Annotated in this window: 23 protein-coding genes; 12 read left to right on the top strand and 11 right to left on the bottom strand. The window is 72.1% G+C overall.

Translation table 11 applies throughout. The annotated features are described in order from the left end of the window. Positions 1 to 55: 55 nt before the first annotated feature. Positions 56 to 1,489, top strand: coding sequence for a hypothetical protein (locus AAH991_RS08450; RefSeq protein WP_346225191.1), 1,434 nt, complete (start codon positions 56 to 58; stop codon positions 1,487 to 1,489). 893 nt (positions 1,490 to 2,382) lie between these two features. Here AAH991_RS08450 and AAH991_RS08445 read toward each other — a convergent pair. From AAH991_RS08445 to lpdA, 3 genes are all read right to left on the bottom strand, one after another. Beyond that, positions 2,383 to 3,228 (bottom strand): HD domain-containing protein, encoded by an 846-nt coding sequence (locus AAH991_RS08445; protein WP_346225190.1) that lies wholly within the window; start codon positions 3,226 to 3,228, stop codon positions 2,383 to 2,385. 158 nt (positions 3,229 to 3,386) lie between these two features. Then, positions 3,387 to 4,568 carry an FAD-dependent monooxygenase gene (locus AAH991_RS08440; RefSeq protein ID WP_346225189.1) on the bottom strand — a complete coding sequence of 394 codons (1,182 nt, stop codon included), beginning with the start codon at positions 4,566 to 4,568 and terminating at the stop codon, positions 3,387 to 3,389. Between the two features lie 168 nt (positions 4,569 to 4,736). Continuing rightward, positions 4,737 to 6,137, bottom strand: coding sequence for a dihydrolipoyl dehydrogenase (gene lpdA / locus AAH991_RS08435; RefSeq protein ID WP_346225188.1), 1,401 nt, complete (start codon positions 6,135 to 6,137; stop codon positions 4,737 to 4,739). A gap of 124 nt (positions 6,138 to 6,261) precedes the next feature. On the opposite strand from lpdA, the gene AAH991_RS08430 reads away from it, so the two are divergent. Beyond that, positions 6,262 to 6,660, top strand: coding sequence for an SRPBCC family protein (locus tag AAH991_RS08430; RefSeq protein WP_346225187.1), 399 nt, complete (start codon positions 6,262 to 6,264; stop codon positions 6,658 to 6,660). Positions 6,661 to 6,729: 69 nt separating this feature from the next. Here the strand turns inward: AAH991_RS08430 and AAH991_RS08425 are convergent, their stop codons facing one another. Together AAH991_RS08425 and AAH991_RS08420 are read right to left on the bottom strand one after the other, a co-directional pair. After that, positions 6,730 to 6,945 carry a hypothetical protein gene (locus AAH991_RS08425; protein WP_346225186.1) on the bottom strand — a complete coding sequence of 72 codons (216 nt, stop codon included), beginning with the start codon at positions 6,943 to 6,945 and terminating at the stop codon, positions 6,730 to 6,732. Positions 6,946 to 6,949: 4 nt separating this feature from the next. Continuing rightward, positions 6,950 to 7,873 carry a TIGR03620 family F420-dependent LLM class oxidoreductase gene (locus AAH991_RS08420; RefSeq protein WP_346225185.1) on the bottom strand — a complete coding sequence of 308 codons (924 nt, stop codon included), beginning with the start codon at positions 7,871 to 7,873 and terminating at the stop codon, positions 6,950 to 6,952. A gap of 388 nt (positions 7,874 to 8,261) precedes the next feature. Between AAH991_RS08420 and AAH991_RS08415 the strand changes: the two genes are divergently transcribed. From AAH991_RS08415 to AAH991_RS08385, 7 genes are all read left to right on the top strand, one after another. Continuing rightward, positions 8,262 to 8,831 carry a COG4315 family predicted lipoprotein gene (locus AAH991_RS08415; protein WP_346225184.1) on the top strand — a complete coding sequence of 190 codons (570 nt, stop codon included), beginning with the start codon at positions 8,262 to 8,264 and terminating at the stop codon, positions 8,829 to 8,831. 253 nt (positions 8,832 to 9,084) lie between these two features. Beyond that, positions 9,085 to 9,558, top strand: a complete 474-nt coding sequence (locus AAH991_RS08410) for a GAF domain-containing protein (RefSeq protein ID WP_346225183.1) — start codon at positions 9,085 to 9,087, stop codon at positions 9,556 to 9,558. A 66-nt stretch (positions 9,559 to 9,624) separates the two neighbouring features. Next, on the top strand, positions 9,625 to 10,353 hold the full coding sequence (locus tag AAH991_RS08405; RefSeq protein ID WP_346225182.1) for an ANTAR domain-containing protein: 729 nt from the start codon (positions 9,625 to 9,627) through the stop codon (positions 10,351 to 10,353). A gap of 19 nt (positions 10,354 to 10,372) precedes the next feature. Next, a complete protein-coding gene (locus tag AAH991_RS08400; RefSeq protein WP_346225181.1) occupies positions 10,373 to 10,690 on the top strand; it encodes an STAS domain-containing protein in 318 nt (105 codons plus the stop codon). A 65-nt stretch (positions 10,691 to 10,755) separates the two neighbouring features. Continuing rightward, positions 10,756 to 11,808: a quinone-dependent dihydroorotate dehydrogenase gene (locus tag AAH991_RS08395; protein WP_346225180.1), complete on the top strand. Its 1,053-nt coding sequence runs from the start codon at positions 10,756 to 10,758 to the stop codon at positions 11,806 to 11,808. Positions 11,809 to 11,837: 29 nt separating this feature from the next. Beyond that, the gene (locus AAH991_RS08390; protein WP_346225179.1) at positions 11,838 to 12,035 is read left to right on the top strand and encodes a heavy-metal-associated domain-containing protein; all 198 of its coding nucleotides are present in this window, start codon (positions 11,838 to 11,840) and stop codon (positions 12,033 to 12,035) included. A gap of 41 nt (positions 12,036 to 12,076) precedes the next feature. Further along, positions 12,077 to 12,472 carry a hypothetical protein gene (locus tag AAH991_RS08385; protein WP_346225178.1) on the top strand — a complete coding sequence of 132 codons (396 nt, stop codon included), beginning with the start codon at positions 12,077 to 12,079 and terminating at the stop codon, positions 12,470 to 12,472. Here the strand turns inward: AAH991_RS08385 and AAH991_RS08380 are convergent. Continuing rightward, on the bottom strand, positions 12,438 to 13,298 hold the full coding sequence (locus tag AAH991_RS08380; protein WP_346225177.1) for a pentapeptide repeat-containing protein: 861 nt from the start codon (positions 13,296 to 13,298) through the stop codon (positions 12,438 to 12,440). The genes AAH991_RS08385 and AAH991_RS08380 overlap by 35 nt on opposite strands. A 129-nt stretch (positions 13,299 to 13,427) precedes the next feature. Here AAH991_RS08380 and AAH991_RS08375 point away from each other — a divergent pair, with 129 nt between their 5' ends. Together AAH991_RS08375 and AAH991_RS08370 are read left to right on the top strand one after the other, a co-directional pair. Next, the gene (locus tag AAH991_RS08375; RefSeq protein WP_346225176.1) at positions 13,428 to 13,898 is read left to right on the top strand and encodes a hypothetical protein; all 471 of its coding nucleotides are present in this window, start codon (positions 13,428 to 13,430) and stop codon (positions 13,896 to 13,898) included. 110 nt (positions 13,899 to 14,008) lie between these two features. Next, complete coding sequence (locus AAH991_RS08370) at positions 14,009 to 15,106, top strand: DUF4037 domain-containing protein (protein ID WP_346225175.1); 1,098 nt, start codon at positions 14,009 to 14,011, stop codon at positions 15,104 to 15,106. A gap of 118 nt (positions 15,107 to 15,224) precedes the next feature. Here AAH991_RS08370 and AAH991_RS08365 read toward each other — a convergent pair whose 3' ends face one another. The 4 genes from AAH991_RS08365 to AAH991_RS08350 form a co-directional block, all read right to left on the bottom strand. Further along, positions 15,225 to 16,913 carry a beta-N-acetylhexosaminidase gene (locus AAH991_RS08365; protein ID WP_346225174.1) on the bottom strand — a complete coding sequence of 563 codons (1,689 nt, stop codon included), beginning with the start codon at positions 16,911 to 16,913 and terminating at the stop codon, positions 15,225 to 15,227. Between the two features lie 65 nt (positions 16,914 to 16,978). Next, the gene (locus AAH991_RS08360) at positions 16,979 to 17,917 is read right to left on the bottom strand and encodes an N-acetylmuramoyl-L-alanine amidase (protein WP_346225173.1); all 939 of its coding nucleotides are present in this window, start codon (positions 17,915 to 17,917) and stop codon (positions 16,979 to 16,981) included. A 66-nt stretch (positions 17,918 to 17,983) separates the two neighbouring features. Further along, positions 17,984 to 18,250: a hypothetical protein gene (locus AAH991_RS08355; protein WP_346225172.1), complete on the bottom strand. Its 267-nt coding sequence runs from the start codon at positions 18,248 to 18,250 to the stop codon at positions 17,984 to 17,986. A gap of 115 nt (positions 18,251 to 18,365) precedes the next feature. Next, complete coding sequence (locus AAH991_RS08350) at positions 18,366 to 19,469, bottom strand: LacI family DNA-binding transcriptional regulator (RefSeq protein WP_346225171.1); 1,104 nt, start codon at positions 19,467 to 19,469, stop codon at positions 18,366 to 18,368. Between the two features lie 222 nt (positions 19,470 to 19,691). Between AAH991_RS08350 and AAH991_RS08345 the strand changes: the two genes are divergently transcribed. Next, positions 19,692 to 20,372, top strand: coding sequence for a TetR/AcrR family transcriptional regulator (locus AAH991_RS08345; RefSeq protein ID WP_346225170.1), 681 nt, complete (start codon positions 19,692 to 19,694; stop codon positions 20,370 to 20,372). A 400-nt stretch (positions 20,373 to 20,772) separates the two neighbouring features. Here AAH991_RS08345 and bldC read toward each other — a convergent pair whose 3' ends face one another. Continuing rightward, positions 20,773 to 20,976, bottom strand: a complete 204-nt coding sequence (bldC, locus tag AAH991_RS08340; protein ID WP_013133571.1) for a developmental transcriptional regulator BldC — start codon at positions 20,974 to 20,976, stop codon at positions 20,773 to 20,775. Positions 20,977 to 21,275: the final 299 nt, after the last annotated feature.

Raw genomic sequence — 21,275 nt, 5'->3', positions numbered from 1 at the left:
GCCCAGAACCACGCGTACGCCGCGAAGGGAGAAAGCGCGAAGCGAGGGCGCGCGAGTGGACGGGCTTCGTGATCCGGATGTCGAGACCTTCGTCGGCGTGATGGGGACGCGCATCCGCGCGGACGCCGAGATGGTCGGAGTCGACCTCCGGACCCTGGAGATCCAGGTAAGACTGCACCTGCCCCGGTTGAGCAGGCCGGCCATCGCCGGCTGGTCTCCGGACAAGGTGTACGAGGAGATACGGCTGCAGGCCGTCGTCCGGGCGGCCCAGGTGCGCCAGTCCGCGGAGGACGCGGCGTACCAGGCCCATGCCTCCGTCCTCCTCAACGTGCACAAGGCGCACCGGGACCTGAGCCTGTCGTTCACCGACGGCTACCGCACCTGCCTGCGCTTCACCGAGGTCAGGCCCAGCGTGGGCCACCTCGTGCAGTCGAGGCTGCACTACCTGCACAGCGAGAGGGCCGACACCGTCGCGCAGTTCGGGCTCTTCCTGCCGGGCGCGACGATGCCGCTCACGTACGTCGCCTTCTCGCGCTGCGACCGCCAGTACGTCCTGGACGCGCTCACCGGGCACGGACTGGACGTGAGTCCGGATCGCATAACGGTGCTGACGCGAATGCACGGGCTGGCGGGAATTCCGGCGAACCTCATGAGCCTGACGATCGCCCACGCGGTCCGGCGGATCAGAGCGGAAAACGCTGGGGATTATGTCATCACCGCCTACAACCCCATGCTCGGATTCGACGGCACCGCGTTCCTCGCGTCGGGATTCACGCCCATCGCTTTGTCGCCCGTGGCCTATCGCTACGACGACAAAGGCCTTTTCCAGACGCGCCGGATATCCGGTGATTCGGTGCCGCAACTCCTGGACACCCCGGACAACGTGCTCATGGTCCTCGGCGTCACCACGGCGGCGAAGCGGTGCGTCGCCGGGATCGGGGACCTGATCAGGGTGTCGCACCGGACCCACTCGGGCGGCGACCACGTGAGGCCCGTCGAGGCGGACTTCACCGCGCCGGAGTGGACGGCCCGCCTGCTCGGATACCGCCGCATGCTGGAGCCCTGCTGGTCGGAGCGCACCGCCCACCCGCGGTATCAGGAGCCGCCGGGCGCGGCGGGCGATCCCCGGGGGCAGTGCGGCGTCACCTCCGTCTGGCTCGCCCGCAGGCTCCGCGCCGACCTGCTGCTCGAACCGGTGTACTGCTACGGGCGCCTGCGGGTCGGCCGCGACGACGCCGAGGACGTGAGCCACCACTGCTGGGTCGAGATCGGGCCGTCCCACGACCCGCGGCGGTTCGTCATCGACCTCACCGGCGACCAGTCGGAGGGCGTACGCGAGCCGATCATCCTGGGTGAGCACCGGGCGCTCGCGGACCGGGGGCTGCGGTACGAGACCGCGGCGCGCCTGCGCCTCGACGAGCTGCCGAAGGACCGGGTGTGGCCGCGTTTCCTCGCGATGGAGGACCGCCTGCGGGAGGTGCCGCGATGAGGGCCCGGGTCGCGGAGAGTGCGCCCGCCATGACCGGGGTCAGGCCCTCGGTGCTGCTGCTGTCGTCCGACAGCAGGAGGAGGTACGCGGAGGACGTCCTGACGGCGCTGGCCCTGCCCAGAGGGGCGATCATCCAGTTCCGGTACGAGACCGACTACGTGGCGGGCGTGCTGCAACAGGCGATCGCGGACGGATCGGCCGTCGGGCGGCGCTGCCTCGTGGCCTTCCTGGCGGACCGGGAGTCGCCCGAGGCGGAGCCCTTCGTCGTGCCCGTGCGCTTCGCCACGGTCGTGACGACCGCCTGCGTCGCCGACATGGCCGTGTTCCGGCTCAAAGTGGACGACTACGCGAACCTGGAGGAGTTCCCGCTGGCCGAGGCGGAGATCAGGGCCAAGGGCGGCTGGTTCGTGGACAGGCTCGCGGAGGCCAACGGCGGGCGCTGGTATCCGGCCACCACCCGGTTCCCCGACCTCCACCTGCACGAGCGGCCGGGCGGCGACCCCGTCGCGTGGCTCGGGGTGGCCAGGCGGCTCGCGCGGCATCCCACCTTCCGGTCCTCCTACTTCGTCCGTACGGAGGAACCGCTGCTGGGCAGGGGGGACAGGACGGGCGCGCTCGACGCCGAGGGCCGGCTGCACCTGAGCGACGGCGACTCGGTGAAGATGCGGGTCAGCTTCTACTCCGAGGGCTACACGCCGGCCGCGAAGCGGCTCGTCTGCGCGACCGACGGCACCTTCCTGAAGATCGCGTCCGACGACTCCTACGACGTGGCCTCGCGCTACGACACGGTGGAGTTCTGGCTGCGGCCCGAGATGCTGGGCTTCGACGCGCTCGCGCGGGTCGGGATCAGGCTGGCCGTCGACACCCGGGCGGGCCCGGCTCCGGCGGGCGACTCACTGACGACGAGCGCCGGGTTTCCGGTGGTCGTGCGCCGCTCGCGGTCGCGCCTCCTCACGCGGGTGTCGGCCAGCGCCTCCGGGGCCTTCCTCGTCGCCCTGCCCGCCATACTCGGGCCGGGCGCCGAGCTGCCCTGGAGGGTGCTGTACGCCGTCTGCGGAGCGGCCCTGCTCGCCGTCGCGAACATCGTCATCTCCCACGGCAGGTGACACCCCACCGGAGAACAGGTGCGGGCGCCGCGCGAACTCCCGGCACAGCTCGTCGAACAACGGCAGCAGTGCCGGGCAGCTCATGCGTATCTTCCGCCTGGCCGTGATCTCGGTGCGCTTGTACGCGGCCCAGGTCGGGCGCAGCGGGTGATGGTCGGCCAGCAGCACGTTGACGTGGGGGAGCAGCTTGTCCAGCGCGTAGACGAACCTGCTCTCCGGGTCGCGCTGCGCCTTGTAGCCGTACAGGTCCTCGACGAGCCAGGGGAACGTCCGGCCGAAGTCGCGGGTGATGATCTCCCGTGCCTCCTCCTCGCGTACGGCCTTCTTCTCCCGTTCCGCCGGGCCCGCGTAGACGGAGACGTCTCCCGCGTGGACCTCCGGCAGGTCGTGGACCAGCGCGTACCTGGCGATCCGTCCCGGGTCCAGGGTCTCGTCGATCAGCGGCGCGAGGCAGACCGCGGCCAGGCCGAGGGCGAAGGAGTGCTCCGCGTCGTTCTCGCGCCGGGTGACGTCCTGCGGCACGACCGAGGAGCGTTCGATCACGCACGGCGGGAAGACCAGTTCGCGCATGAGCGCCATCAACGTGCTCGCGCCGACCCGGGAGCCGGTGTTCTCCGCGTCGTCCCTCGCCATCGGGCCGCCTCGCATTGTTCGCCCGTACGCGGCCACGGCGTTTCGCGCACGGCCTTCTCGTCAGCGTAGCCGAGCATTCATCGGCGCAGCGGGAAGTATTCCCCAGTGAATAGTCACGGAAAGCCGAATGCGTGTTCGGTAATCGGCATTTCCGCATTTCAGGCCGCATAATCCCGGAGCGTTATCGAGGTGGCCGCCTTGGTGCTCATCTTGTCGAGCACCCGCGCCAGCGGCCCGGCGGTGAGCATCCGGTAGGACAGATTGCGCCGCCGGATCGCGCCGCGTGTCGGCGGGGCGAGGAAGGGGCCGGCGTTGCCCGCGACCCGCTGGCACGCCTTGGCGAACCCTCTGATCAGCCGCTCGTACTCGGAGAACGCGGCACGGTGGTCGCCGCGGGCGGCGGCGAGCTCGCCCGCCAGCACGTACGCGGCCACGACGGCCATGCCCGCCCCCATGCCGCCGCAGGTGGCGCCGTAGCCGGCGTCGCCGAGGAGCGCGACGCGCCCGCGGGTGTAGTGGTCCATATGGACGAGGCTGATCGAGTCGAAGTAGAAGTCGGACGCGCCGGGCACGGCTTGGAGCAGGCGGTGGCTCTCCCAGCCCGCTCCCGCGAACGCGTCCACGAGGATCTTCTTCTGCTGCGCCACGTCCCGGTGGTCGAACTCCAGCCCGTGGGCGCGGAAGACGCACATCACCCCGGCCGTGCCGGCGTCACGGGTGCTCGCGGCCGATATGCCCCGGCCGGGCTCGTTGTAGAGCACCGCCTCGCGGACGAGACCGAGGTGGTCCGGCGCGCTGAAGATCGCGACGTGGTAGCCGGACGGCCGTACGAACCGCGACTCGGGCCCGAAGGCCAGCCGCCGCACGTTCGAGTGCAGGCCGTCCGCGCCGATCACGAGGTCGAACGTCCGGGACGCCCCGCGCTCGAAGGTCACCTCGACCCCGTCCGGGGTCTCGGTCATGGATTCGACGGAGTCGCCGAAGACGTACTCCACGTCGTCCCTGGTCCGGTCGTACAGCACCCGGGCGAGGTCGCCGCGCGGGATCTCCACCTCGCCGCCGGTGAACTCGGCGGGCAGCGCGACGACCTGGTCGCCGCGCCAGTCGACCACCCGCAGCGGGCCGGGATCGGTGCGCAGGCGGCGGATCTCGTCCAGGACGCCCATCCGCCGCAGCACGTTCATGTGCACCGCTCCCCGGAAGTCGACCGCCTGGCCGCCCTCGCGCAGGGCCGGAGCCCGCTCGACGACTGTGGGGGAGAAGCCGTGCCGGCGCAGCCAGTAGGCGACGGCCGGCCCGGCGATGCTCGCGCCGGAGATCAGGACGGACGGGGTCTTCATGTGCGCTCCTCTGGATCGGGAGGCCGCGGTGTGCCGCGGCCCACGGGAGGAGCGTCGGCCCCGGCGCTGACCGTCCGCCTACCGCTCGCCTACCCCCGCCCACCGGGCGCTGACCGGCCCCCACCGGTGCGGGCGGCCCGTGGGCACGCCATCGGCGCACGGCGGACGTCACATGTTGATCATGTGCCCGGCCAGGCCGTGGATCGCCTCCTTGACCGCCTCGCCCAGCGTCGGGTGGGCGTGGACGTTGCGCGCCACCTCGTGCACGGTGAGGTCCCACTGCTGGGCCAGGGTCAGCTCGGGCAGCAGCTCGGTCACCTCGGGCCCGATGAGGTGGGCGCCGAGGATCTCGCCGTACTTCGCGTCGCTGAGGACCTTGACGAACCCGCTCGGGTCGCCCAGACCGTGGGCCTTGCCGTTGGCCGTGAACGGGAACTTGACCACCTTCACGTCGAAGCCCTGCTCGCGCGCCTGTGCCTCCGTGTAGCCGAAGCTCGCGATCTGCGGCTGGCAGTAGGTCGCCCGGGGGATCATCACGTAGTCGAGCTCCATCGTCTCCGCGCCCGCGATCGTCTCGGCGGCGACGACGCCCATCGACTCGGCGGCGTGGGCCAGCATGAGCTTCGCGGTGACGTCCCCGATGGCGAAGATGTGCGGCACGTTGGTGCGGCAGCGGCCGTCCACGGCGATGGCGCCCCGCTCGGTCAGCCGTACGCCGGTGTTCTCCAGGCCGTATCCCTCGACGCGCGGCTGGAAGCCGATGGCCTGCAGCACCTTGCCGGCCTCCAGTACGGAGGTCTCGCCGTTCCTGGAGACCGTGACCCGCACCCTGTCGCCGCTGTCGTCGATCGACTCGACCCGGGTGGAGGTCAGCACCTCGATGCCGAGCCGCCGGTAGCGCCGCGCCAGCTCCGCCGACACCTCCTGGTCCTCCAGCGGAACCATCCGGTCGAGGAACTCGACGATCGTGACCTTCACGCCGTAGTTGTGCAGCACGTACGCGAACTCGACGCCGATGGCCCCGGCGCCCGCGATGATCACGCTGTCCGGCAGGGCCTCGCTGAGGATCTGCTCCTCGTACGTCACCACGCGCTCGGACAGGGACGTGCCCGGCAGCAGGCGGGTCGTCGCCCCGGCCGCGATGATGCAGTGGTCGAACGTCACCGTGCGCACCGAGCCGTCCGCACCGCGGACCTCCATGGTGTCCGGGCCGGTGAAAGTGCCCCGGCCGTCGTACTCGGTGATGCCGTTCTTCTTCATCAGGTAGTGGACGCCCTTGACCCGCCCGTCCGCGACCTGCCGGCTGCGGCGGAAGGCCGCGCCGTAGTCGAGCGTGATCGGGCCGTCCGCCTGGATGCCGAACGTCTTGGTCTCGTTCGTCAGGATGTGGGCGAGCTCGGCGTTGCGCAGCAGCGCCTTGGAGGGGATGCAGCCCACGTTGAGGCAGACGCCGCCCCAGTAGCGCTCCTCGACGACCGCCGTGCTGAGCCCGAGCTGGGCCGAGCGGACCGCCGCGGTGTATCCGCCGGGCCCGGCGCCGAGGACCACGACATCGTAATGATCGGTCATGCACCGGACCCTACGCCGCCGCGATCGCCCGGCCCGCGCGGGGTCCGTCCTCCCCGGCGCCGGATGGACCCGCCCGTCGCGGGTAGGGGCGACGTACGTCGACCAGAGGGAGGAGTGACGGACCATGAGCGAGTTCGAGCGTTCGCGCAGGATGCCCGCGCCGGCCGACCAGGTGTTCAGCCAGGCGTCCGACGTCGGCAAACTCGATCTCTGGATGCCTCGCGACCTGCACGTACACGCGGAGGAGCCGCCCGCGGTCACCGTCCACGAGGACGAGACGGGACAGGACGAACGCGCGCTGCTGCGGGCCGAGCGGGAGCAGCTGCGGATGGAGTGGGGCACGCGTGACGTGGACCGGTACGCCGGATGGCTGCAGGTGGCCGGCATCGACGACGGCAGCAGCGACGTGACGGTCCACCTGTCCTTCTTCGACGAGGGGCACACGCCCCCGGCCGAGGCGGTGGAGCACGCGCTGGACGAGAGCCTCGAACGGCTGGCCCGGCAGGTGACCCGGGCGGCCTGACCGCCCGGCGGTCCGCTCTGCCCGGCGGCCCGGCGGTCCGCTCTGCCCGGCGGCCCGGCCGCCCACCGGCTACCGGGCCTGCCCGGCGGTGCCCGGGCCGTCGGCCTCCTCATCGGGTCCCCGCCCGGTGGCCGGGGCCGGGGGCGGGGCGAACGCCGAGGCCCGGGCGCCGGCCAGGCCCAGCACCTGGCGTATCCACGTCTCCAGGCCCGTCGGGTCCGGCGGCGTGAGAGGGTCCTGCGGGCCGTGCTTCCCGTGCCCCCGACCGGGAGCCGCCGCGGTCACGCCGTCATCCCAGGAGGGCGGGGGCCAGCAGCCGCAGATGCTCGACCTGGACGTCGACCGAGTCCGCGAGCGGCTGGACGCACACGTGGTCCGCCCCCGCGTCGTGGTGGGCGCGTACCCGCTCGGCGATCGTCTCCGGCTCGCCCCGCACCACGATGGCGTCGACGAGCCGATCGCTGCCCCCGCCCGCGAAGTCGTCGTCGGAGAAGCCCAGCTCGCGGAGGTTGTTGGTGTAGTTGGGCAGGGAGAGGTACATGGCGGTGTACTCGCGGGCGATCTCCCGTGCGCGGTCCGCGTCCGTCTCGACCACCACGGCCTGCTCGGGGGCGAGGACCGGGTCCGGCCCGAGGATCTCGCGGGCCTTCGCGGTGTGCTCGGGCGGCACGAAGTAGGGGTGCGCCCCCTGCGCGCGCTCGGCCGCCAGTTCGAGCATCCCGCGCCGCAGCGCCGCCAGCAGCCGGGGCGGCGTCTCGGCGAGCGGCGCGCCGAAGGACGTCCGGTCCATCGCGTCGAGGTAGTCCCGCATGTACGACAGCGGCGCCGAGTAGTCGTGCCCGCGACCGGCCACCAGGGGCTTGTGACTGACGCCCAGGCCGAGCACGAACCGCCGGTCCCACGCCTCCGCCAGGGTCGCGGCGCCGTTGGCGGCGGCGACGGCGTCGCGGCCGTAGATGTTGGCGATGCCCGTGGCGACCCGCAGCCGCCCGGTCGCCGACAGCAACAGCGCGGCGTGCGTGAACGCCTCCCGGCCGACGGGAGTCTCGCCGACCCACAGGGTTCCGTATCCGAGCTCCTCGATCTCCGCGGCGGCCTTCCTGACCCGGGCCGCCGGGGTCACCGCCAGAGAGGACAGCCACACTCCCGTACGGCCGAGGCGGCGCCTCAGCTCGGCCACGTCGACGATGGGCGGTTGCGTGCGCTCGGTCATCCGGACGGCTCCTTGTCTGTCGTGACATCGGGTTGTCGTGAGATCGGGCGGGGGCGGCTCGCCGGGAACGCCCCAGGGGCCGGACGGCTTCGCCGGCGGGCGTCGCAGCCTCAGCATCGCATCGCACGCGCCGGGGACCTCGGCACCTCCCTCGCGATCGGTCCACGTGTCGGCACGCGCCGACGCAGCCGTACGGTTACTCCGATTTCCCCGAGTCCGGCGGTTCATCCGCGAAATTCGCACATGCGCCCCGAGGGAGTCGCGGGGCCGGTGAGGTGGAACCCACGAAACGGCAAAGCCCTGTCCCGGATCTTCGCGTCCGGCGGCGGGGCCGGCCTCACCGCGTGTCTCCTGGGAGCCGCATTGCTCACTTCCCAGGAGGCCGAACATGAGGAAACTGCTGTATGCCGGCGCGGTCGCGATCAGCCTGCTGGCCGCCGGATGCGGCGGTGCCGGCGACGAGGGCGCCAGCCACGTCGCCAACGACCAGCTCAACGAGTCGCAGACGCCCGAGCCCTCCGAGAACGCCTCGGGGACGACGCCGTCCGCCGGCGTTCCGGCGTCGCCGACCTCCCCCGTCCAGGCGTCCCCCACGGGGCCGGCGCGCATCGACGCGGCGCCCACGTCGCTCGGCAGCGTGCTGGTCGGCGTGGACGGCCGCACGGTGTACCTGTTCACCAAGGACAAGGGCGGCTCCACCACCTGCACCCAGGCCTGCGCCGCCGCGTGGCCGCCCGTGCTCACCGCGGGCGCGCCCCAGGCCGGCACGGGCGCGCGCGCCAACCTGCTCGGCACGATCCGGCGGGAGGACGGCAGCACGCAGGTGACCTACAACAAGCACCCGCTGTACTACTACGCGAAGGACCAGAAGGCCGGGGACGTGCTCGGCCAGGACCTGCACGACTTCGGCGGCGAGTGGTACGCCGTCACGCCCGAGGGCAAGAAGGCCAAGCGCTGACGCCTCGGGCGTCCCGGACCGCGGCCGCGCCGCGACCAGTACGAGGCCGGCGCCTTCCGGGGCGAATGACCTCACCTCCACCTCCTCTCGAACCGATCCGCCCTCCCGTACGGCTCCCCACCCGCCGTACGGGAGGGCGGATTCGTCTGCTCTTCGGATCGAGGAGCGCGTCAAAACCGTCCGGAGCCCACTAGGCTTAGCACCACTCCGCCCTGTGTCCGCGGCCGCTTCATCATTTGAAAGTGGGCTCGCGATGGCATTGGACGCGTCGTCCGTTCTCGAGAACGTCCTCACCGGCATGGCCGGCCTGTTCGGGGTCGACGGCGCCGCGTTGATGCTGCTCGACGGTCGAGGCCGCCTCCGCGCGGTCGGGGCGACCGACGACGACGGCGTACTGCTGGAGTCCGCCCAAGAGTCCGTGGGCGACGGTCCCGCCATCGAGAGCGCCGCCAGTGGCGGCCTCGTCGCGATCCACGATCTGCACGCCGCGAGCCCCATGGGGTTCCCGCACGTGGCCGTCCACGCCCCGCCGGTCCGGGCCGTCCTCTCCGTACCGCTCATCGAGGATCGCGAACTCATCGGCGTCCTGGACTTCTACGCCCGTGACGGGCGGGTCTGGGACCGCGCGGAGGCGCAGGCCGGTTCCCGTCTCGGCGAGCTGATGGTCATCGTTCTCCAGGTCCTGGCAGAGATCAGGACTGATCGAGCCCCCTCCGGGCAGTTGTGATGGCCGAATCGGCACCTCTCCCACAGGCCACGGCGGTGCGAGGTGAGGTTCACGAGAGGATACGGAATGACCCATATCGATCCTGAGGCTCTAGTCGCCAGCCTGAGACGTCTGCAGAAGGACAGGGCGGCGACCGGGATCGTGCACCACCTTGAGCGCATCGTCCAAGTGGTCGACCGGCTTTTCGGATACTCCGGGGCCGGGCTGATGTTCGCCGAGGAGGACCGCACACTCCGCTATCTCTTCGCCACCGACGAGCGTGGCCGCAGCCTCGAGCGCGCTCAGGCGGTGACGGCCCAGGGCCCGTGCGTGGCGGCGTACGTGGGCGACACCGCGGTGACGACCGTCGACGTGCGGGCCGACCGGCGATGGCCGGCCCTGCGTGAGCTGCTGCACCCCGAGGTGCGCGGGGTGGCGGGAGTGCCGATCCGGCTCGGCGGGGTGCCCGTGGGCACCCTGAACGTCTACCAGGACGCGCCGCACGAGTGGCAGGAGAGCGACACCCAGGCCCTCCACGCGTACGCCCACGTGATCGAGCAGGTCCTCGTGGCGTCGATGGAGGCGGACGAGAAGGCCGTGCTCGCCGACCAGCTCCAGTACGCGCTGGACTACCGCGTCGTGATCGAGCGTGCCATCGGCTATCTCATGGGCAAGCACGACCTGACGGCCTCGCAGGCGTTCACCGGGCTGCGCAAGCAGGCCAGGGACAGCAGACGGAAGGTATCCGAGCTCGCGGCGGAGCTGCTGGGCGAGCAGAACCCGAGGAATGTTGCGAATCCAGACCACGTCGTCTGAAACCGGCATCCATGTGTCCGTGAGCGGCGACCTCGACGTGTCGGGGGTGCCGGAGTTCCGTGCCTGCCTGCGGCAGACGCTGGGGACGTACCGGCCCGGGCCCGTCGAGGTCGACCTGGCCGGGGTCGGCTTCCTCGACTGCGCGGGCGCGCGGAGCCTCCTGTGGGCCGACGCGTGCGTGCGGGAGTGGGGCGGCGGAGTGACCTTCGTCCGCCCCACCCGGCTCGTGCTGCGGCTGCTGCGACTGCTGGGCTTCGACGCGATGCTCTCCATCCGTACGGCGTCACACCGGCCGCTGCCCCAGCCCACGGCCGAGGCCCGGCCCCGGCCCAACTGACCGGGCGCACGGCCACAGGCCCGGCGCGCCGAGGTGCGCCGTGACCGGGCGATAGTCTTGCCGTGATGTATCGACTCGTGTTCACGCAGGTCCTGAGCCGCCTCGACGCCGAGGCCGTCCACCACGCCACGATCAGGCTGCTCCGCCTGCTCGGGATGTTCCCGCCTCTCGTGCGGCTGCTGCACCGGCTGCTCGCGCCGAGGGCGGAGTCGCTGCGCGTGCAGGCGTTCGGCGTCCACTTCGCCTCGCCGTTCGGGCTCGCCGCCGGCTTCGACAAGGACGCCGGATGCGCCGAGCCGCTCTCGGCGCTCGGCTTCGGGTACGTCGAGGTCGGCACGATCACCGCGCACGCCCAGCCCGGCAACCCGCGGCCGCGGCTGTTCCGCCTGCGGGAGAGCCGGGCGATCATCAACCGGATGGGCTTCAACAACGCCGGGGCGGCGGCCGCGGCCAAGCGGCTGCGCAGGGTGCGGCACATCCCGGCCGTGGTCGGCGTCAACATCGGCAAGACCAAGGTCGTGCCCGAGTCCGAGGCCGTCCGCGACTACGTGGACAGCGCCCGCAGGCTGGCGCCGCTCGCCGACTACCTCGTGGTCAACGTGAGCTCGCCCAACACACCGGGCCTGCGCGACCTGCAGGCCGTGGACCGCCTGCGGCCGCTGCTCGCGGCGGTCAAGGAGGCGGCCGGACGCACCCCGCTGCTCGTGAAGATCGCGCCGGACCTGGCGGACGAGGACGTGGACGCCGTGGCCGAGCTCGCCACCGAGCTCGGGCTGGCGGGCGTCATCGCGACCAACACCACGATCAGCCGCGAGGGCGTCGCGAGCACGGAGGCGGGCGGCCTGTCCGGACGGCCGCTCAAGGCCCGCTCCCTGGAGGTGCTGCGCCGCCTGCGCCAGAAGGCCGGCGACAGGCTCACGCTGGTCTCCGTCGGCGGCGTGGAGGACGTCGACGACGTCTGGGAGCGGCTGCTGGCCGGCGCCACCCTCGTGCAGGGATACACCGGCCTGATCTACGAGGGCCCCCTGTGGCCGTCCCGCATCAACCGGCAGCTGGCCCGCAGGCTGCGGCGGCACGGTTACGGCTCGGTCCGCGAGATCGTCGGCCGCACCGCATGAGTTCCCCCATCCCGGATATGGAGATCGTCATGAGCGTGAAGACCTACACCGTGCAGGGCATGACCTGCGGCCACTGCGTGAGCTCGGTCAAGGAGGAGGTCGGCGAGGTCCCCGGGGTCACCGGCGTCGAGGTCGACCTGGACAGCGGCCGCCTCGAGGTCTCCGGCGACGTCGCCGACGACGCGGTGCGCAAGGCCGTCGAGGAGGCCGGCTACACCCTCGTCTGAGCCCCGGCCGGGTCCGTGCCGTGATCGATAAGGTGTCCGGCATGGGCGTTCTGGTCGACTACTTCATCGCCGATTCCGAGCAGTCCGCCCGGCGTGCCCTCTCGGGCGGGCCGGGGGCCGCCGGCCTGCCGTACGTCGACTGCAAGGGGTGGCTCGACGAGCTCGGCACGCTGGTCGCCGAGCTCAGCGGACGCGACCTCAGCGAGTTCGGCGACACCGAGACGGTCGTGGTGGACGAGGAAGAAGGGCCGGCCCTGGAGCGCATGGCGTCCGGCACCGTCGAGGCGCTCGCCGCCGTCGACGACGCGCGGCTGCGCGAGTACGCCGACGAGGAGCTGCTCGACGAGTTCGAGATCGAGCGGGTCACGGAGCTGCGCGACCTGGCCCGCACCGCCGTACGGCTCAACCAGGAGATGTATTGCTGGATGTGCCCCTGAGCGCCTCGAACAGCTCCTCGCGCAGGGCGGGCGGCAGCCTGCGGCCCATGTCGAGCGGGCTCACCACCGCGTGGTCGTCGTTGTGCTCCACGGCGCTGCCGGCGAGGAACTCCAGGCTGAAGCGGGCCTCCTCCCGGTGCCTGTCGTCCGGCCAGGTCTCCACGAGCGGCAGCACCGCCCGCACCCGCGCGCTCACGCGGTCGAGGAGCGCGTAGCCGGGCGGGCCGGGCCAGCGCTGCGCGTGCAGGTCGATGTGCTTGAAGGCGACGTAGTCCAGCTCGGCGGTGGTGAAGTCGTTGCCGGAGAACGCGTTGCGCGCCCTGCCCAGCGCGGCCAGGTTACGAGTGGGACGGCCCCAGAAGTTGATCTCGCGGAGCCGGCCGGAGAACACGCAGTCGACGAACTCCGCCTCCGTCGTGGACGTCTGCTGCCTCAACCGGGACCGGTCGAACACGCACCGCTCGAACCGGACGTTGCCGAAGAAGGTGAGCGGCGCGAAGCGCGTACGCCGGAACACGCAGTCGCGGAAGACCGACTGCGGCCACCGTTCGCCCCGCCAGGTCCGCCGGAGGCCGATGCCCATCGACAGCTCCTCGAAGGTGGTGCCGGAGAAGTCGCATCCGTCGAACTCGGCGGCATGAGAGCCGAAGTCGGCGAACCGGAGACCGGAGAAGTCCACGTCGATCAGCCGTGCGCCGTCGAAGGTCACGCTCGACACTCCGGCCGGCAGCTCGAACCGCCGGTCGCGCAGCTCGCCGCGGGCGATCCAATCCCGCCGCCACTCCTCCGCGCTCGGGCGGAGGCCGAACCGGCCGGACCTCCTCATGTCCGCCGCCCGTGACGGCCCGTACCCGGAGGACAGGCCGCGATCATGTCCTCGGAAAGTACGAGATCATGCATGGGCGGGAGTATCACAGCCCGCCCCGACAAACTGCCAAGCGAGCGGCCCCCACGCATGAGCGCCATCTACGACCAGGCCGACGGCGAGCGGATCGCCGTGGCGGACAGCGGTGACTCGGTGAGCATCGTCAACCGCTCCGCGAGGATCGTCGTCGCCAAGAAGGACGCCCGGCGGCTCGCCGAGCGCATCCTCGCCGCGGCGGGCCGGATGGCCGTCGTCCTGTTCCCGCCCGCCCTGCGGAAGGACACCCTGTCGGTCTCCGGCACCTCCGGACGGTGGAAGGTCCGCGTCTCCCCCAAGAACGGCGCACGCGTTCTCGTGGAGGCCGATCCCCAAGGTCTCGGCCCGGACGAGGCCTACGAGCTCGCGGCCGCGGTCGCGGTGGCCGCCCGCCACATCGGCGACGCCGCCCACGCCGACCAACTCCTGACGACGAGGATTCGCGAGGTCATCGACGCCCACCAGGGCCTGGACGCCGAGAAGATCGCCGCCGCCATCGTCGCCGAGGTCCTCGACGGGACGTGACATCCCTCCCCGCCGCATCCCCGGCGTGCCGGAGTGCGCGCGGCCGCGGCGCCGAGCAGGGGGTCACACCGGGGAAAGCCGGTTGCGCCCTGGGACGCGTCCTGCGGACGATGTCGGCTGTGGGAGACGGGCACGTGCGCGGACTGGAGCTGTCGCGGCGGTTCTACCTGGAGGCGGTGGCGCCGCTGCTGGCGCGGCGCTTCGGCGGCCTCATCCACACGGCGGCCCTCCTCGGCCCGGGCTCCGAGGTGCTCGGGTATGACAGCGATCGGTCCACCGACCACGACTGGGGCCCTCGGCTGCAGCTGTTCCTGAGCGGTGCGGACGCCGCCGCCCACGGCGAGGCCGTGGACGCCGCGCTCGCCGAGAACCTACCGCCGCGATTCCTCGGCTACCCCACGAACTTCGGCCCGGTTGGGGCCGACGGCACCCGCCGGATGGAGACGACGGACGGACCGCTCCGGCACGGAGTGGTGGTGGCCGATCTGACCGCGTGGCTCACCGGGCACCTCGGGTACGATCCGATCGCGGGTGTCGGCCTGTGCGACTGGCTGGCGACACCAACCCAGACGCTCGCGGAGATCACGACGGGAGAGGTCTTCCACGACGGCCTGGGCCTGCTCCTGCCGGTCCGGCGGCGCCTCGCCTGGTATCCCGGCGACGTCTGGCGCTACGTCCTGGCCTGCCAGTGGCGGCGGATCGCCCAGGAGGAGGCGTTCGTGGGCCGTGCCGGCGAGGCCGGCGACGAACTGGGCTCCGCCGTCATCTGCGCCCGTCTGGTGCGGGATCTCATCCGGCTCGCCCTGCTCATGCACCGCCGCTACCCGCCGTACGGCAAGTGGCTGGGCAGCGCGTTCGCCGCCCTGCCGTGCGGCCCCGCGCTGGCGCCGGTGCTCAGGGCGGCCGTGTCGGCCACCCACCGGCGGGAGCGCGAGCGCCACCTCGCCGCCGCCTACGAGGCACTCGCGGCCCTGCACAACGCCCTCGGCCTCACCGCACCCGTCGATCCGCGCACCAGGCCCTACCACGACCGGCCCTACCGGGTGCTGCGCGCCGAGCGCTTCACCGAGGCGCTGCTGGAGACCATCGCCGACCCGGAGGTGCGGCGGTTGCCTCTCACGGGCGCGGTGGACCAGTACGTCGACAGCACCGACGTGCTGTGCGACCGGCCACGTGTGCGGCGGGTCGCCCAGGCGGCGCGGCATTGACGGCGGCGCGGCGTTGACGGCGGTGCGGCGTTGACGGCGGTGCGGCGTTGACGGCGGTGCGGCGTTGACTGCGGCGCGGTGGTGGAAGGCGGTGTGGAGTCGGAGGCGGCGTGCGGCGTCACATGCTGGGCCGGGTGGAGTCGGCCGACAGGCTGAGCTCGTGCAGGTGGCGCATCACGTCGTGCACCGCGACGGCGCCCGGGCGGTGGCGGCGCCACCCGGTGCCGCCCCGCTGCCAGGGCCTCGGGCCGGAGAGCGGGCGGTATTCCACGCCGAACGCGTCAAGCCGCGCGAGGTGGGCGTCGAGGCGGCGGAAGAAGTCCTCGGTCCCGGCCGGGCCGCCGGTCCAGGCGATCTCCGCCGCCGCGCACCCCCGGGGCCAGGCGCGGTAGTCGAGCGTCCGCCCGTCCGGGATGCGCTCGCTCCACAGCTGGAACTGGACGCCGATCACCCGGGCCCGGTCCTCCTCCGGCCATGCCGACGGCGCCGGGGCGAAGGCCGCCACGTCGGCCACGGTGATCGCGTCGCCCAGCCCGGCCGGTTCCTCGGGCGAGGCGGCCTCGGCGTAGTCGAAGTACATCGGGAAGACCGGCGTCGCCACCACGTCGTGCCCCGCCGCCGCGGCCCGGCGCCCGACATGCTCGCCACGCCACGGCATGACGATCGTGTCCGGCCGCAGCCTGCCGCTGACGAACGCCTCGTCCCACACCACCGTGCGGCTGCCGCGCTCGGCCAGTGCGTCGGCGAGCCGCCGCAGGAACCACGCGTGCAGGCCGCCCACGCTCTCCAGGCCGAGCGACGCCTGGTAGGCCGAGATCTCCGCCGACGCCGCCCAGTCGTCCAGCACGCACTCGTCCCCGCCGATGTGGAAGTACGGCACGTCGCCCAGCGCGCCGGCGATCTCGGCGAAGACGGTGGTCAGGAAGTCGACGGTCGCCGGAAGCGGGGACAGGATCGCCGACGAGATGCCCCACCGGTCCAGCACCTCGTAGCGCTCCTGCGGCCGGGCGGCCAGCGCGGGGTAGGCGGCCAGCACGGCGGAGGCGTGCCCCGGCACGTCGATCTCCGGCACGACGGTGACCGCCCGCGCCCGGGCGTACGCCGCGATCTCCGCGAGGTCGGCCAGCGTGTAGTGGCCGCCGTGGGGGACGCCGTCGAAGGCGAGTTCCTCCCCTCTGTGGCTGGTGATCGTCCGCGGACGGTGCGAGCCCACCTCGTGCAGCAGCGGGAACGCCCGGCTCTCCACCCGCCAGCCCTGGTCGTCGGCCAGGTGGAGGTGCAGCCGGTTGAGCTTGTGCAGCGCCATCAGGTCGATCATGCGCAGCACCTCCCGCTTGGGCAGGAAGCTGCGCGCCACGTCGAGGTGGGCGCCGCGCCAGGAGAACCCCGGCGCGTCCTCCACCCGCCCGCAGGGGACCGTCCAGGACGTCCCGGGCACGAGGGCCGACCGGAACGCCTCGGCCGGCAGGAGCTGCCGCAGCGTCTGCCCGGCGTAGAAGGCCCCCGCGCGGTCCCTGGCCGTGATGCGGACGCCGTCGCCCGCGATCGTCATCGCGTACGCCTCCGGCCCGAGCCGGGGATCCTCGGCCACCCGCACGGCCGCCGTGGCGGCGTCGCCGGGCCCCAGGCCGAGGACGGGGAGCGCGAGCCGTACGGCGTCGGCGAGCGGGGCCGGGCCCGACACGGCGGAACCGGGGGCGATCTCGGCAGACCCGGAGCCGGTCTCGGTCAGCCTCGGCCGGGGAAGCAGGTGGTCCATGCCGCCGATGATGTCAAACCGCACCGACAGCCCTGTCACCCCGTCCACAGCCCTCCTGGAGGCCCCCTGAGCCGTCCAGAAGCCGCCGACGCGCCGCGGCGAGGGTCCGGTGGTCAGCGGGCGGAGGTGAGGTACTTCTCCAGGCCCTGCGCCAGTGCCTCGGCCATCCGCTTGCGGAAGTCCCGGTTCTTGAACTTGGCGGCGTCGGTCGCGTTCCGCATGTTGCCGCACTCGATGAAGATCTTCGGCACCCTCGACAGGTTGAGCCCGCCGAGGTCGCTGCGGTAGTTCAGCGCCTGCTTGCCGATGTAGTTCGAGTACGGCAGGCCGGTGCGCTCATGGAAGGCGTCCCGCACGTCCTGTCCGAGCCGCGCCGAGTCCTCCACGACCGCGTCGACCGGCCCGCCGATCTTCTTCGGCATGATGATGTGGAACCCGTGCAGGTTCGCCGCCGCGCCGTCGCCGTGGATGGAGATCGCCGCGTCCGCGTCGTTCTCGTTCCCGATTGCGGCCCGCTTGTCGATGCAGGGACCCCATGGGGTCTTGCTCGACCGGGTGAGCGTGACCGTGGCTCCCCGGGCCTTCAGGAGCTTCGCGAGCTTGGTGGACACGTCCCAGGTGAAGGCCGCCTCGGTGTAGCCGTCGTTGGTCGACGTGCCGGTCGTGTCGCAGGCCTTCTTCTGGTTGGAGATGTCGACGAGCTTGTTGATCTCCCGGGCATGGCGGTAGTTCCCGCCGTTGTGGCCGGGATCGATCACGACGCGCTTTCCGGCCAGCGGCTTGGCGGCGGTCTCGGTGCTGGCGGTCTCGGTGGCGGCGGCCGTACGGGTGTCGGGGACGGTCGTGATGTCCGTCTCGGAGCCGGCGGGCCGGGACGCTCCCTGCCCCGCCGTGTCGGCCGCCCGGTTCTGCGTCGCGGCCGGCTGCCCGACCTGGGGCGTGACGGCGGCGGGGGCGGAGGCCCCCGTGCCGGAGACCTCACCGCCGCCGCAGGCGACGGCTCCGACCCCGCACAGGGCCAGTGCTGCGGCGGCGAGTGGTCGTCTGATCACGGTCGAAATCCCTTCCCGGAGGTGCAGTCTTTCCAACCTAACCGGAACAGAGTCGTGATCAGACCGTTATGCCGGAAACCTGCCCGCCCACGCCGGCTCGGGGACCTCCTGCCGGTGCAGGAGAGCGGCCAGCTCACGGGCGTCCTCGGCGTCGAGGCCCAGCACCACGCGGGGCCGTCCCCAGGGGTGGTCGATCGAGTGGGCGACGTAGCTCGCCACCGACTCGGCGACGTCCTCGTTGCCGAGCCCCCGGCTCTCCCTCCAGTAGGCCCAGGCCCGCTCCAGCTCACCGGCGGCCCGCTGCGCGCACGAGACCAACTCAGGATCACGCATGTATCCCCCCGATTTCCGGTCGCCGGCCCGCGGGCAGCCCTTCCGCGACCCGCCGGGGGGCCGGCGCCACGGCTGAAGTCAACACCCGCCGCGAGGGGACACGTCGGTGATTGACCTAGCTTTGGCCACCGCTTGGGGCCGGCCCGGTGCTGCGCCGTACGACGAGCTGCGGGCTCACCTGCCGCAGACGGGCGGTCTTGCCCGGCTCGGTGATGCGGTCGCTCAGCAACGCCGCCGCCGAGCGGCCCATGGCCCGCCGGGGCTGGTCCACGCTGGTCAGCGAGATGTGGGTGACGGAGGCGAGGTGCGTGTTGTCGTACCCGACGACCGACAGGTCCTCGGGCACCCGCAGTCCCAGCTCGCTCGCCGCGGTCAGCACGCCCATGGCGACGATGTCGTTCGCCGCGAAGATCGCCGTCGGCCGGGGCTCGCGCTTCAGCAGCGCCAGCGCCGCGCGCCGGCCGCCCTCCTCGCTGAAGTCGCCGTGCTCCACCATGATGTACGGCGCGAGCGCGTGGCGGCGCATGGCCACCAGGTAGCCCTCGCAGCGGCACCGGGCGGCCGACGACGGCGCGCCCTCGATGTGGGCGATGCGCCGGTGCCCCAGCTCCACGAGGTGGTCGACGGCGAAGCGGGCGCCGAGCTGGTCGTCGTCGACGACGATGTCCACGCCCTCGAGTTCGACGTCGCGTTCGCCCACCACCACGGTCGGCGTGTAGGCGGACGCCTCGGCAAGCGTGTCGCTGGACGGCGCGACCCCGAGCAGGACCAGTCCGTCCACCCGTAGTTCCAGGAAGGCCTCGACGGCCTCGTCCTCGAACGCCGGGTCCCAGCGGCCGCTGCCGATGAGCAGCCGCAGCCCGTCGCCGTGCAGGCTCTCCTGCAGGCCGTCGAGGAACTCCGCGTAGAAGGGGTTGTGCAGGTCGGCCACGAGCGCGCCCACGAGGTGGGTCCGCCCCTCGACCAGGCTGCGGGCGACCGCGTTGGGGCGGTAGCCGAGCTCCCGGGCGGCCTGGAGTACGGCCTCCCTGCGGTGCTCGCTCACGTGCGGGGAGCCCCGCAGCACGAGAGACACGAGCGACTTGGAAACTCCTGCGCGCTCGGCCACGTTGCGAATGGTTGGGCGGGGCCGTGGGCTGAACCCATCGGACAGTCCGCCGGCAGGGATATCGACCCCGACGTCTTTCCGGGCAGTGGTCTGCATGGACGGTCCTGACATGGTTCTCCCCACGATGCGTGGACGTGCACCTGACACACCAAACGATCGAGTTGCCCAGAGGGTACGGGTTGATCGCGCTAAGACACGATCCTTCCTCTAATCGGGCGTTGGGAAGGTTAGCCGGACCGTGGGTAGGGCGGCGGAACCGGGAGGGGGTTCGCGGGGAAACCCTTGATCCGGCCGGTCCCCCTCATTGAGGGACGATTCGCTAGGGTGCGGAGTGTGGGTGCCACACGCCAAGCGGAAGACGGTGCACGGCCGGCGCGCCGCAGGCTCAGCGTCGACCGGCGGCGGGAGGAGCTCATCGCCGCCGCGCTCGAGCTGTTCAGCAGGCACGACGCCGAGGACGTCTCGATCGACGACGTGGCGGCTTCCGCGGGCGCGTCGCGGGCGCTCGTCTACCACTACTTCGGCGGCAAGCAGGAGCTCTACGTGGCGGCCCTGCGCAGCGCGGCGGCCGAGCTGCAGGCACGGTTACAGCCGCAGGGCGAGGGCGGGCCGCTGGAGCAGCTCAGCTCGGGGCTGACGCGATACTTCGACTTCGTCGAGGAGCACGCGGCCGGCTTCGCCGCGTTGCTCAGGGGCGGCCCGGCCAATCGCGCCGGGGAGATCGGCGAGATCGTCGACGGGGTGCGCCAGCGTATGCTGCGCATGATCGTGCATCAGATGGGGGTCGACGCGCCCGGTCCGGCGTTGCGCGTCACGCTGAGGTCGTGGGTCGCCTCGGTGGAGACGGCCGGCCTCGACTGGCTGGAGCACCGTGACATGAGGCGGGCCGAGCTGGAGCGCCTGCTGGTGGACCAGATGGTCGCGCTCCTGCGGACGGCGAGCGGGCACGATCCCGGGGTGCGGGTGCTGCTGGAGACCCTGCTGCCCGCCACGAACCGTGAGGCGGTTCCCTGATCGGTCAGGAAAGCCCCCGGGACGTCCGGAGAGCGCCCCAAGGTACGGCGGTCAGGACGTACGCATGGGGAAAGGGGGGAACCGCCGGGAGCGGCGGAAGGACCGGGCGTTCACGCGGGGAGGCGCCGGGCGGGCGGCGCCGACCCCAGATTCCTCCCATGACGGGGTAGCGGTCATGGGAGGGTGACACCTCCGTCCCCGAGGGACGGCTTGCCGCCTCCGGCTGAGGCAGCCGGAAGCAGGCGAGGACGACCAGGCTCCGACCCACGCCCTTGCGGGGCGGGTGCGGACAGTGCGTGCCGGTTGCGGCCGGCGGTCCCCTCGCTGTGTCCGATGGTGGACGCGCTCACATCCCCGACGCGAGCGCGCCGTTGTTCCCCCCTGGTGTGACGGCCACGTCCTACTCGGACCGCTGCTGCGGAATCCCCGCGAGCAGCGCCCGGACCTCGGTCTCCCGGTAGCGCCGGTGACCGCCGAGGGTGCGGATGGACGTCAACTTGCCCGCCTTCGCCCACCGCGTCACGGTCTTGGGGTCGACGCGGAACATCGTGGCGACCTCCGCCGGGGTGAGCAGTGGCTCGGCCTCGGGTGTACGAGCTGACATTTGTGCGGCCTCTCCTCCGTGTGGACCGCCGGCAGCGATCCTGCGACTTGTCTGGCGCAAGTGCCCCAGCCGCAATCTCTGCCCGTCGCGTCGCGCAGAGAGGTGGCCGACGGCGGTGAGGCGGGCTCGTAGCTCTCCGCTACGGGCTCCTCCTGCGCCGCCGTGCCGGTGCACCTCTCTGGACCGCTCCGATCGGGTAGATCTTGTCGGTCGTGGCACTGTCACGGATGTCCTTCAATGATCCAAAACGTGCGGTTTCTAGGACCATTTACGGCATCACCCGATGTGACCATACAGCC

The organism is Microbispora sp. ZYX-F-249, from assembly GCF_039649665.1.
In the GTDB taxonomy this organism is placed as follows: domain Bacteria; phylum Actinomycetota; class Actinomycetes; order Streptosporangiales; family Streptosporangiaceae; genus Microbispora; species Microbispora maris.
This window is presented reverse-complemented; position numbering and strand designations above follow the sequence as displayed.

Excerpts from the sequence above, each read along its gene's own strand:
- AAH991_RS08355 (WP_346225172.1), bottom strand. The coding sequence starts at position 18,250 with ATGCGTGATCCTGAGTTGGTCTCGTGCGCGCAGCGGGCCGCCGGTGAG.
- AAH991_RS08415 (WP_346225184.1), top strand. The coding sequence starts at position 8,262 with ATGAGGAAACTGCTGTATGCCGGCGCGGTCGCGATCAGCCTGCTGGCC.
- AAH991_RS08385 (WP_346225178.1), top strand. The coding sequence starts at position 12,077 with ATGGGCGTTCTGGTCGACTACTTCATCGCCGATTCCGAGCAGTCCGCC.
- AAH991_RS08440 (WP_346225189.1), bottom strand. The coding sequence starts at position 4,568 with ATGAAGACCCCGTCCGTCCTGATCTCCGGCGCGAGCATCGCCGGGCCG.
- AAH991_RS08370 (WP_346225175.1), top strand. The coding sequence starts at position 14,009 with ATGTCGGCTGTGGGAGACGGGCACGTGCGCGGACTGGAGCTGTCGCGG.
- AAH991_RS08405 (WP_346225182.1), top strand. The coding sequence starts at position 9,625 with ATGACCCATATCGATCCTGAGGCTCTAGTCGCCAGCCTGAGACGTCTG.
- AAH991_RS08430 (WP_346225187.1), top strand. The coding sequence starts at position 6,262 with ATGAGCGAGTTCGAGCGTTCGCGCAGGATGCCCGCGCCGGCCGACCAG.
- AAH991_RS08375 (WP_346225176.1), top strand. The coding sequence starts at position 13,428 with ATGAGCGCCATCTACGACCAGGCCGACGGCGAGCGGATCGCCGTGGCG.
- AAH991_RS08420 (WP_346225185.1), bottom strand. The coding sequence starts at position 7,873 with ATGACCGAGCGCACGCAACCGCCCATCGTCGACGTGGCCGAGCTGAGG.
- AAH991_RS08390 (WP_346225179.1), top strand. The coding sequence starts at position 11,838 with ATGAGCGTGAAGACCTACACCGTGCAGGGCATGACCTGCGGCCACTGC.
- AAH991_RS08380 (WP_346225177.1), bottom strand. The coding sequence starts at position 13,298 with ATGAGGAGGTCCGGCCGGTTCGGCCTCCGCCCGAGCGCGGAGGAGTGG.
- AAH991_RS08410 (WP_346225183.1), top strand. The coding sequence starts at position 9,085 with ATGGCATTGGACGCGTCGTCCGTTCTCGAGAACGTCCTCACCGGCATG.
- AAH991_RS08445 (WP_346225190.1), bottom strand. The coding sequence starts at position 3,228 with ATGGCGAGGGACGACGCGGAGAACACCGGCTCCCGGGTCGGCGCGAGC.
- AAH991_RS08395 (WP_346225180.1), top strand. The coding sequence starts at position 10,756 with ATGTATCGACTCGTGTTCACGCAGGTCCTGAGCCGCCTCGACGCCGAG.
- lpdA (WP_346225188.1), bottom strand. The coding sequence starts at position 6,137 with ATGACCGATCATTACGATGTCGTGGTCCTCGGCGCCGGGCCCGGCGGA.
- bldC (WP_013133571.1), bottom strand. The coding sequence starts at position 20,976 with ATGTCAGCTCGTACACCCGAGGCCGAGCCACTGCTCACCCCGGCGGAG.
- AAH991_RS08350 (WP_346225171.1), bottom strand. The coding sequence starts at position 19,469 with ATGTCAGGACCGTCCATGCAGACCACTGCCCGGAAAGACGTCGGGGTC.